At 71.4% G+C, this 11,401-nt stretch carries 6 protein-coding genes; 2 read left to right on the forward strand and 4 right to left on the reverse strand.

The annotated features are described in order from the left end of the window. The first annotated feature begins 233 nt into the window (after positions 1-233). Complete coding sequence (locus E1200_RS24900) at positions 234-779, forward strand: hypothetical protein (RefSeq protein ID WP_131954505.1); 546 nt, start codon at positions 234-236, stop codon at positions 777-779. Between the two features lie 38 nt (positions 780-817). Here E1200_RS24900 and E1200_RS24905 read toward each other — a convergent pair whose 3' ends face one another. Together E1200_RS24905 and E1200_RS24910 are read right to left on the reverse strand one after the other, a co-directional pair. After that, a complete protein-coding gene (locus E1200_RS24905) occupies positions 818-5,659 on the reverse strand; it encodes an NAD-glutamate dehydrogenase (RefSeq protein ID WP_131954506.1) in 4,842 nt (1,613 codons plus the stop codon). A gap of 190 nt (positions 5,660-5,849) precedes the next feature. Continuing rightward, complete coding sequence (locus E1200_RS24910; protein WP_131954507.1) at positions 5,850-7,496, reverse strand: serine/threonine-protein kinase; 1,647 nt, start codon at positions 7,494-7,496, stop codon at positions 5,850-5,852. 232 nt (positions 7,497-7,728) lie between these two features. On the opposite strand from E1200_RS24910, the gene E1200_RS24915 reads away from it, so the two are divergent. Then, positions 7,729-8,322 (forward strand): hypothetical protein, encoded by a 594-nt coding sequence (locus E1200_RS24915; RefSeq protein ID WP_131954508.1) that lies wholly within the window; start codon positions 7,729-7,731, stop codon positions 8,320-8,322. A gap of 6 nt (positions 8,323-8,328) precedes the next feature. Here the strand turns inward: E1200_RS24915 and E1200_RS24920 are convergent, their stop codons facing one another. Further along, the gene (locus E1200_RS24920) at positions 8,329-10,284 is read right to left on the reverse strand and encodes an acetoacetate--CoA ligase (RefSeq protein ID WP_131954509.1); all 1,956 of its coding nucleotides are present in this window, start codon (positions 10,282-10,284) and stop codon (positions 8,329-8,331) included. Between the two features lie 303 nt (positions 10,285-10,587). Further along, the coding region (locus tag E1200_RS24925) for a haloacid dehalogenase-like hydrolase (RefSeq protein WP_347813240.1) at positions 10,588-11,401 on the reverse strand (814 nt) is incomplete at its 5' end.

Raw genomic sequence — 11,401 nt, forward strand, 5'->3', positions numbered from 1 at the left:
GTGCGGATGAGTCGCTCACGGTCTTGCGGGAATGGGTGGAGCGGCATAATCGGGCGGTCGCGTCTGGGAGGTTGGAGCTCTGGGGGGACGCGGTTACGGGGGCGCTTGAGGCGCCGGTCACCGCTCGTGCTCGTGTGTCGGGGAAGTCGCCGCAGGCGCGGATTTCTTTGGCAAATCCCGTTTTCTATGTGCCTCGTCTGGGTGGATATCCCAGGTGGTTCGGGGTGGCTGCCTTGGAGGAGGCCGAGAGTGGCGAGCGGCAGGTTCTCGGGGTTTTCGTCAAGGAGGACGCCGAGGGCGAGTGGCGGGCCGCGCATTGGTTGACGTTCAAGGGGCGGCCGCCGCAACTTGCGCGAGATAAGGAGGGGTACGCGCTGGCGGCGTCCGCTTCTGAGCTCGGTGAGGCGCATGTCCGCTATCTCGGCGGCGATGATGGTGCGCTGGTTCCCGACAGCTACACGTCCAATGCCCGGAACCAGGACATGGGTGACTGGACGGTCGAGCGCGGGGCGGTCACGCCCGGTCCGGGTGAGTCTTATGCGTTGCGGACCGAGGATGGTGGGGCGTTGGTCTGGTACGCGGTAAAGGAGGAGAAGACGCTGGCGGGGGGTAAGGCGTCGACCCTTCCGGAGGAGGTTCGTGCCCATCTGGAAAAGAATGGTGACGAGGTGGGTGAGACGGTGCTTACCACTTGGCAGTGGCTGGTCATCGGGTACGCGCCTGAGGCCGGGAAGGGGCGCGTTCTGGGTGAGTCGGTCTCGCTGGTGGCGGCCCGCTGACCTGCGGCGTGCCGGGTGGCACGCCGCAGGTCCAACGGTCAGGACTCCGTGGACGGGAGGGCGCTGGCGGTCACCAGGGTGCGGATGGCGCCTAGCGCCACCGAGAGGGTTGCCAGGTCGAAGCTGTCGCTCTCCCAGATCTCGCTGAGCGTCTGCTGGGCCCGCTGGAGCGCGGGCTTGTTCTTCTCCGCCCAGTGGAGCATGCGCTCGTCGGGGTTCAGTCCGGCGGCGCTGGTGACGAGGACGTCCTGGGTGAGCGCGGCGTGCGCCGTGTACAGGTCGTCGCGGAGGGCGGAGCGGGCCATCGAGCGCCACTTGTCGTCGCGTGGCAGTGCGATGATCCGTTCCCTCAGGCGGGACAGCTGCAGCCGGTCCGCCAGGTCGAAGTAGACCTCGGCGACCTCCTCGACGGGGCGGTCGGTGTCGTGGGCGATGCCGACCAGGTCGAAGGTGGAGAAGGCGGGCACGAACGCGGCGCACTGCTCGGCCAGTTCGTCCGGGACGCCCCGTTCCGCGAAGCCGTCGCGGCGCTGTTCCCACGCGGCGAGGTCCAGGCCGACCAGCAGCTTCGACACGTGCGCGCGGAGCGCGGCCGCGCCGCCGCCGAAGAAGTCGATCGACTCGCGGATGTCGAACGGGGGGCGCCGGTTGTGCAGCAGCCAGCGGGCGCCGCGCTCGGTGAGCTTGCGGGCCTCCAGCAGCATCGCGATCTGCGTGGCCTCCGAGACCTGGTGCGACAGGCCCTCGACCGACTGCCAGAACCGCGGCATGTCGAACACGTCGCGGGCGACGAGGTAGGCGCGGGCGATGTCGGACGACGACGCGCCCGTCTCCTCGTTCATCCGGAACACGAACGTGGAGCCGCTGGCGTTGACCAGGTCGTTCACCACGGTCGTGTTGATGATCTCGCGGCGCAGCGGGTGCCGGTCCATGTAGTCCCGGAACCGGGCGCGCAGCGGGGTCGGGAAGTAGTCGACCAGCCACGACTCCAGGTACGGGTCGTCGGCCAGGTCGGACGCGGCGAGGTCCTGGTCGAGGGTGAGCTTGGCGTAGGCGAGCAGCACCGCGAACTCGGGGCCGGTGAGCCCGAGGCCGGACTGGCGCCGCTCGGCGAGCGCCTTGTCGTCCGGGAGAAACTCCAGGCGCCGCTGAAGCCGGCCGTCCCGTTCGAGTTTGCGCAGGTAGCGGGCGTGGATGTGCAGCATCGCCGGGGCCTGCGCGCGGGACGCGGCGAGGACCACGTTCTGCGCGTAGTTGTCGCGCAGGACGAGCCGCCCCACCTCGTCGGTCATCTCGTACAGCAGGTTGTCGCGCTGCTTGCCGGTGAGCTCGCCGTCCCGCACGACCTGGTCGAGCAGGATCTTGATGTTGACCTCGTGGTCGGAGGTGTCGACGCCGGCGGAGTTGTCGATGAAGTCGGCGTTGATGCAGCCGCCGCCGCGGGCGTACTCGATGCGGCCGAGCTGCGTCACGCCGAGGTTGCCGCCCTCGCCGACGACGCGGCAGCGCAGGTCGGAGCCGTTGACCCGGACGGGGTCGTTGCCCTTGTCGCCGACCTCGGCGTTGCTCTCCATCGACGACTTGACGTAGGTGCCGATGCCGCCGTTCCACAGCAGGTCGACCGGCGCCATGAGGACGGCCTTGATCAGTTCGTACGGGGTCAGCGACTTGACGCCGTCGTCGAGGCCGAGCGACTCCCGCATCTCCGGGGTCACCGCGATGGACTTGGCGGTGCGGGGGAACACGCCGCCGCCCTTGGAGATCAGCGCGGTGTCGTAGTCGGCCCAGCTGCTGCGCGGCAGCTCGAACAGGCGGCGGCGCTCGGCGAACGACGTGGCCGCGTCCGGGTCGGGGTCGACGAAGACGTGCCGGTGGTCGAACGCCGCGACGAGCCTGGTGTGCTCGGAGAGCAGCATCCCGTTGCCGAACACGTCCCCGGACATGTCGCCGATGCCGACGGCGGTGAAGTCCTCGCGCTGGACGTCGGTGCCGAGGGCGCGGAAGTGGTACTTGACCGACTCCCAGGCGCCGCGGGCGGTGATGCCCATGCCCTTGTGGTCGTAGCCGACGGAGCCGCCGGAGGCGAACGCGTCCCCGAGCCAGAAGCCGTACTCGGCGGCGACCTCGTTGGCGAGGTCGGAGAACGTCGCGGTGCCCTTGTCGGCGGCGACGACCATGTAGGTGTCGTCGCCGTCGTGGCGGACGACGTTCGGCGGCGGGACGACCTTGCCGTCCACGAGGTTGTCGGTGAGGTCGAGCAGCCCGGAGATGAAGTCCTTGTAGCAGGCGATGCCGGCCTTCTGCCACGCCTCCCGGTCGACGGACGGGTCCGGGAGCTGCTTGCCGACGAACCCGCCCTTCGCGCCCGCCGGGACGATCACGGTGTTCTTCACGGCCTGCGCCTTGACCAGGCCGAGGATCTCGGTGCGGAAGTCCTCGCGCCGGTCGGACCAGCGCAGCCCGCCGCGCGCCACCGACCCGAACCGCAGGTGCACGCCCTCGACCTTCGGCGAGTACACGAAGATTTCGTAGGTGGGCCTGGGCTCCGGCAGGTCCGGGATGGCCTGCGGGTCGAACTTCATCGCCAGGTACGGCTTGCCCTGGTAGTAGTTGGTGCGCAGGGTGGCCTGGACGAGCGCCAGGTAGGCGCGGAGGATGCGGTCCTCGTCGAGGCTGGCGACGTCTTCGAGCCGGCCCTTGATCTCCTCGGTGATGCCGGCGCTGCGCTCCTCCTCGCCGCCCGCGATCGACGGGTCGAGACGGCTCTCCCACAGCCGCATGATCAGCCGGGTGATGGCCGCGTTGCGCAGCAGCACCTGCTCGACGTAGCGCTTGGAGAACGTCGTGCCGGTCTGCCGCAGGTACAGGGCGTAGGCGCGCAGGATCATGGCCTGCCACCAGTGCAGCCCGACATGCAGGACGAGGGCGTTGAAGCCGTCGTTCTCGACCTCGCCGTTCCACAGCCGGGTGAACGCCTCCTGGAAGAGGCCCTTCACGGCGTCCTCGGGGACGTCGGCGGGCTGCGCGTAGCGCAGGCCGAGGTCGTAGATCCAGCACCGGCGCCCGTCGGCGGCGACGATCTCGTACGGCCGCTCGTCGATCAGCTCGACGCCCATGTTGTGCAGCAGCGGCAGCATCCGCGACAGCGAGATCGGCTCGCCCAGCCGGTAGATCTTCATCCGGCGCTCGCCGGGCTCGGCGCTGTAGGGCTCGTACAGGTTGATCGAGGTGTCGGTGTCCTCGTCGAGTTCTTCGAGGCGGCGCAGGTCGGCGACCGCGGTGCGGGCCGGGAAGTCGGCCTTGTACGCCTCGGGGAAGGCGTCCCCGTAGCGGCGGCCGAGCGTCCGGGAGCGTTCCTCGCCGCACTGTTCGAGGAGGGCGTCGGCGAGGTCGTCCGCCCAGGAGCGGGTGGCGGCGGCGAGCCGCGCCTCCAGGTCGGCGACGTCCACGTCGGGCAGCGGGCGGCCGCGTTCACCGCGGACGACGACGTGCAGCCGCGCCAGCATCGACTCGGTGACGTTCGCGCTGTAGTCGACGCTGACGCCGTCGAACGCCTCCTTCAGCAGCTCCTGGATGCGCAGCCGCACCTTGGTGGTGTACCGGTCGCGCGGCAGGTACACCATGCAGGACATGTAGCGTCCGTACAGGTCCTTGCGCAGGAAGAGCCGGAGCTGGCGGCGCTCGCGGAGGCGGAGCACGCCGAGCGCGATGTGCAGCAGGTCGTCGACGGAGATCTGGAACAGCTCGTCGCGCGGGTAGCTCTCCAGGATCTCGATGAGGTCCTGGCCGTCGTAGCTGTCGGACGTGAACCCGGCGAGTTCGAGCACCTCGTCCAGCTTGCGCTTCAGGACGGGGACGTGCGCGATCGACGCGCTGTAGGCGACGTGGGTGAACAGGCCGAGGAACCGCCGCTCACCGGTGACCTCACCGGACGGGCCGAACTTCTTCACCCCGATGTAGTCGAGGTACAGCGGCCGGTGAACGGTCGACCGGGAGTTCGCCTTGGTGAGCACCAGCAGGTGCTTCTCGGTCGCCTTCTCCCGCACCTCGGGCGGCAGCGCGGCGAAGCTGCCGGACTCGCGCGTGTCGCCGCGCAGGATGCCGAGGCCGGTGCCGGGCTCGGGCCGCAGCGCGGTCCCGTCGTCGGTGAGGGTGTAGTCGCGGTATCCGAGGAAGGTGAAGTGCCCGTTCGCGAGCCAGTCGAGCAGCTCGACGCCCTCGGCGAGCTCCTTGGCGGGCAGCGGCGGCGGCTCCTTCTCGATGGCGGCGGCGATCTCCCCCGCCCTGGCGCGCATCTTCGGCTCGTCCTCGGCGGCGACCCGGACGTCCTGCAGGACGCGCAGGAGGTCGCGCTCCAGCCCGTCCAGGAGGGCCCGGTCGCTGGTGCGGTCGATCTCGATGTGGATCCACGACTCGTCGACGTCGGTGTCGCTGTCGAGCTTGCCGCGGAACGCCTTCAGGTGGCCGGCGACGTCGCGGTCCACGCCGAGGAGCGGATGGACGATCAGGTGGGTGGCGAGCTGGTGCCGGGTGAGCTCCATCGTCACCGAGTCGACGAGGAACGGCATGTCGTCGGTGACGACCTGGACGACGGTGTGCCCCGGGTCCCAGCCGTACTCCTCCAGCGTCGGGGTGAAGACGCGGACCTTCGCGCGCCCCTGGGGGCGTTCCTCGCCGAGCGTCCGGTGCGCCAGCGCGGGACCGCAGATGTCGGCCGGGTCTCTGGGGGCCAGGTCCTCGTGGGCGACGTGCCGGTAGTAGAGCCGGAGATAGGCGAAGGTCTCTTCCGCGTCCCCGCCGCGCGGCCCCGGGCGCTGCGCGCACGTCTCCGCGGCCCGCCTGAGCAGGTCGTCCTTCACCGAATCGAGCATGCCGCCCATTGAAACAACTCCCCTAGAGACCCTTCGCCACTCCGTTGTGGCGACGCTCACGCGCCAGCGTAACCAGGAATCCCCGCAAAGCCGACCTGCCCGGCCGCGAGGTCACCGTGGCCTACCCCACCCTGCCAGGTGGTCCGCGGTCCGCCGAGGGAATGGCGCAACTGTGGATAACCGCGTGCGGGCGGGGCCGTCAGCCGCCGTCCTGGCTGCCCTGACCGCCGGTGCCGCCGCCTCCCCCGCCGTCGCCCGGGGGCTCCTCGGGGTCGGTCGGCGGGTCCTCGGGCTCGGTGGGCGGGTCTTCGGAGGCGGGCGGCGGCGTGGAACCGGGCGGCGGCGTCGAAGGCGCCGGGCTGCTCGGGACGGGGCCGCCGGACGGCGACGGGCTCTCCGACGGGCTCTCGGTGCCGGGCGACGGGGTGTAGGAGGGCTGGACCGGCTGCTGCCGGACGGGCTCCTCGCTGTTCGTCGGCGCCGACGTGCTGGGCATGACGTCGGTGGGCGAGGGCGGCGCGCTCGGATCGCTGACCTTCTGCCCCGCCTTGCCGTTGTCGCCGGAGCTGAGCACGAGGACGGACGAGACCACCACGATCGCGACGAACAGCGCGGCGGCCCCGGCGAGCACGGCCGAGCGGCCCGAACCGGCGAGCCGGTCCCGCAGCCCGCGGCCGCCGTCGCCGCCCTTGCCGGCGGCGAGGGCGGGCGGCAGCGTGTCGCCGGCGGACCATTCGGCGGGCGTCGGGAGCAGCGCGGGCGCCGGGCCGTTCGCGTCGGTCTCGGCGGGGTCGCCGTCCGCTCCGGCGCCGTGGAAGGCGGCCGCCGCGGCGGGGGCCTCCGGGTCGCGGAAGACGGGCTCGTCGTCGTAGGCCGGATCGTCGTCGAAGACCGGCTCGTCGCCGAACACCGGGTCGGGCTCGAAGACGTCGTCGTCGCCGATCTCGGCGGCGCGAACGGAGCCGGCGGCGAGCATCGCGGTCTCGTCGGTGCCGCCGGACGCCCGCGCGGGGGCCGCCGCGGCGGCGGCGCCCGAGCTCTCCTCGTGGCCGAGCAGCCGCATCAGCACCTGCCGCGCGCCCGGCCGGTCGGCGGGGTCCTTCTCCAGGCAGTCGAGGACCAGCTCGCGCAGCGGCCCGTGCAGGTCGCCGAGGTCGGGCTCCTCGTGCAGGATCCGGTTGATGACGGCGGGGATGGTGTCCTGGCCGAAGGGGGGCTCCCCCGCCGCCGCGAACACCAGGGTGGCCGCCCAGCAGAAGACGTCCGACGCCGTGCCGACCTCGTCGCCGGCGATCTGCTCGGGCGACATGTAGGACGGGGTGCCGATCACCCGGCTGGTGAGCGTGGTGCCGCCGCTGATGGCCCGCGCCACGCCGAAGTCGATGACCCGCGGGCCGTCCGGGCCGAGCAGCACGTTGTGCGGCTTGAAGTCGCGGTGGACGATGTTCGCCTGGTGGATCGCGGACAGCGCCGTCGCGGTGCCGACGGCGAGCCGGTCGAGCCCGGCGCCGCCGAGCGGGCCGTCCTGCAGCACCTGCTGGTTCAGCGACGGGCCGCGGACGTACTCGCTGACGATGTAGGGGCGGTCGCCGTCGGCGTCGGCGTCGAGGACCTGGGCGGTGCAGAAGGGCGCGACCCGCTTGGCGACCTCCAGTTCCCGGAGGAAGCGGGCGCGCGCCTTGTCGTCGGACGTCAGCTCCGCGTGCAGCAGCTTGATCGCGATCTGCCGGCCGTCCTCGTCCGTGCCCAGGTAGACGGTCCCCTGGCCGCCCTCGCCGACCCGGCCGATCAGGGCGTACGGACCTAGCCGGTCCGGGTCTCCGGACCGCAGCGCCCCAACCTCCATGCGTGGAACCGTCCCTCTCTGGATCGACGGGCCCCCCGTGGACCCGGATCACCCTCCGACTGTGTGACGCGCGAGGCCCATGGGAAGTTCACCCGGCCATGCGGATATATCGGGCGCGATTCGGCCTGCCGCTTCCGTTGGACCACGTTTGGCCGTGGGAACAACCATAAACCTGTCACATGCCCCGGCGATACGGCGGGCTAAACGCGTCCTCCAGGTCAAACTTGGAACCATGACGATGCTCGACGGCCGCCGCGTCTACACCCGGGCGGAGCTCATGGACGCGCACGGGCTCGGGCGCAGCACCCTGGAGAAGTGGTTCCGCGAGCGGGCGGCCAACGGACACCCGGAGGCTGCCGGGACGGTCGGATCCCAGCTCGCCTGGGACGCCGAAGCCTGGGACCGCTGGTACGCCGCGCACCGGTCCGGGGGCGTCCCGTCCGGCCTGGTCACCCGCGACGAGCTGGCCGCCCGCCACAACGTGAGCCGCCACCGCCTCAAGCAGCTCTGGGCGGACCGCGCGTCGAACGGCCACCCCGACGTCGCGCACCGCGCCGGCAAGGCCCTGTACTGGGACGAGGCCGCCTGGACGGCCTGGTACGACGCCCACGCGGAACGCCCGCCCGAGGAGGACCCGGACGACCTCGTCACCCTCGCCGACGCCGCCCGCATCCTCGGCCTCGCCCAGACGAGCGTCACCGTCTACCCGAAGCGGCCGCCCGCCGGCTGGCCCGAGCCGGCGAAGGTCGAACCGCTCGGCGGCGGCCGCGTCCGCCGCCTCTACCGGCGCCGCGACATCCTCGCCTACGCGGCCCGCGGCAGGTGAATCAGGTCACGGCGTGAAATGGGTGAGGATTTCCGGGTTCGCCATGGAGTCGCGGTTGGCGGCCTTGTCGACCGGGGTCCCCTGGAGGATCTTGCGGACGGGGACCTCCAGCTTCTTGCCCGACAGGGTGCGCGGGATGCCGGGGACGGCGTGGATCTCGTCCGGGACGTGCCGCGGCGACAGCGCCGAGCGGATCTCCCGCTTCAGCCTGCCGAGCAGGTCGTCGTCCAGACCGGCGCCCTCGGCGAGCTGGACGTAGAGCAGGAGGCGGCCCTCCTGGCCGAGCCGGCCGGTGTCGATGACGAGGCTGTCGGTGATCTCCTCGAACGCCTCGACGACGCGGTAGAAGTCGGACGTCCCCATGCGGATGCCGCCGCGGTTGAGCGTGGAGTCGGACCGGCCGTAGATGACGCAGCCGCCGTCCGGGAGGATCTTGACCCAGTCGCCGTGGCGCCACACGCCGGGGTACATGTCGAAGTAGGACTCGCGGTAGCGCTCGCCGCCCTCGTCGTTCCAGAAGAACACCGGCATGGACGGCATGGGCTCGGTGATGACCAGCTCGCCGACCTCGTCCACGACCGGTTCGCCGGTGTCGCCGAACGCCTCGACCTTGGCGCCCAGCCCGCGGCACTGGATCACGCCGGCGCGCAGCGGAAGAAGGGGCGACGGGCCGACGAAGCCGGTGCACAGGTCGGTGCCGCCGGAGAACGACCCGAGCAGAAGGTCCTTGCCGACCGTGTCGTAGACCCAGGCGAACCCCTCGGGCGGCAGCGGCGAGCCGGTGGAGCCGATGCCGCGCAGGCCCGACAGATCATGCTCCTCGCCGGGGCGGCGCCCCTCCTTGGCAGAGGCCGTGATGTAGGGCGCGCCCACACCCATGTAGGTGACACCGTGCTCGGCGGCGAGCGTCCACAGGTCGAGTGGGGCGCCGTCGTACATGACGATGGTGGAGCCCACCAGCAGGCCGCCGATGAGGTAGTTCCACATCATCCAGCCGGTGGTGGTGTACCAGAAGAAGACGTCCTCGGGGCCGAGGTCCTGGTGGAAGGACAGGGCCTTGAGGTGTTCGAGGACGATGCCGCCGTGGCCGTGGACGATCGGCTTCGGCAGCCCGGTCGTGCCGGACGAGTAGACGACCCAGAGCGGGTGGTCGAATGGGACGTCCTCGAACTCCAGGCCGTCGCCCCCAGGCCGGGCCAGCTCGGCGTAGGGCATCCCCGCGCGCAGGCCCTCCGGCGTCGCGGCCGGGTCGAGGTAGGGGATCAGGACGGTGGCGGCCAGGGTCGGAAGCGCGGCCTCGATCTCCCCGACGATCTCGCGCCGGTCGAACCGCTTGCCGTTGTAGGCGTAGCCGTCGACCGCGATCAGGACCTTCGGTTCGATCTGCGCGAACCGGTCGATCACCGAGGAGGAGCCGAAGTCCGGGGAGCACGACGACCAGATCGCGCCCAGCGACGCCGCCGCCAGGAAGCAGACGAGCGCTTCGGGGATGTTCGGGATGTAGGCGGCGACCCGGTCGCCCTTACCAACCCCTAGTTCCACCAGGCCCGCGCGTACCTCCGCCACGTGCAGGGCCAGTTCCCGGAAGGTGAGCACGCGGTGCCCGCCCGCCTCGGAGCGGAAGACCACCGCGGTGTCGTCCGGGGCCTCCTCCGCGCGGCGCAGCGCGTTCGCCGCGTAGTTGACGGTCGTGCCGGGAAACCATTTCAGGCCGTCCACCGGCATGGGCCCGCCCTCCCGGACGGGACCGTCACCGCGTTCACCGACGACCTTGAAGTACGACCAGATCGCGTCCCAGAACGCGTCGACCTCCGTGACGGACCAGTGCCACAGCTCGTCGTAGGTCTCCGTGAGGACGCCCCGGTCCCCCAGCCACCGGACGAAGTCGGTCACCCGCGCGTTGGCGACGACCTCCTCCGAGGGCTGCCACAGCGCCGAACCCTCAGCCACCTCACGGGTCATTTCTCTCCCTCCCCGACACGCCGGCTGCGCGCGGCCAACCTCAATATCGGCCCCGCGCGGCACGCCGCGCAACTTCCCTGATCCGCCAGCCGACTTCGGCTCGGCCACACGACCCATCGCAGGTCACAGACCTGTCCACGGGCAATCCCGAATCCTCACATACTCCCGCCCACCGGAATCCGCCGCCCCCACATGGCGGCCCCGCCGAGAGTTATCCACAAGTCCGAGTTCCCGTCCCCCGGACCCACCCCGACCGCCACCGTGGACGAGAACCCACACCCACGGGAGGGGAAGCCAGGGATGTCAGATACGGGTGAGATCAGCCACCGCGCTCACGACGGCGTTGGTGTCGGCGAGGGTGGAGAGGACGCGGTCGGCGCCGGCGACGCGCAGTTCCGCCTCGGTGGCGCTGCCGGTGGCGACGGCGATGATCGGGGAGCCGGCGATGTGGGCGGCCTGGACGTCGCGGGGCGAGTCGGCGATGTAGACGGTGGCGGCCTCGGGGTAGCGGGCGCCGTGCCGTTCACCGGCGCGGGCGCGGGCGAGTTCCAGCAGCGCGGCCTTGCTGTAGACGCCGTTCTCGTACCCGCCGGCGGCCAGGTCGAGGTGGCCGGCCAGGCCGAGCTCGGTCACCTTCAGGACGGCGTTCGGCTGCAGCGAACCGGTCAGCACGGACTGCACGACCCCGGGGACGTGCGCGAGCGCCTCGACGGCCTCGCGGGCGCCGGTCAGGACGCGGCCGTGGTCGCGCAGGCCGGCGCGGCGGCTCGCGAAAGCCTCGGTGAGGGCGTCGAAGAAAGCGGGCAGGTGGTCGTCGGTGGTGACGACGTCGTTGAACGCGAGGGTCTCGAAGATGATCTCGGACTCGGTGCGGCCGGGGGTGGGCGCGAGCCGGACGAGGGGGCGCCCGATGGTCCGCTGGAACGCCTCGGCGTAGGCGTCCCGGGTGACCCGCCCGACGTCGACCAGCGTGTGGTCGATGTTCCACAGCACCAGACGGTTCAGCGTCGACATCCCGTTCCCATGCGCGGTCGGTTGGCCGAGGAGGGGCGGCGCCCCGGTACCGGCCCGCCCCGCCGGGGGCGGCGAGGCGAGCTTATCGTCCGACCTCCCGGCC

Source organism: Actinomadura sp. GC306 (assembly GCF_004348665.1).
Taxonomy (GTDB): domain Bacteria; phylum Actinomycetota; class Actinomycetes; order Streptosporangiales; family Streptosporangiaceae; genus Spirillospora.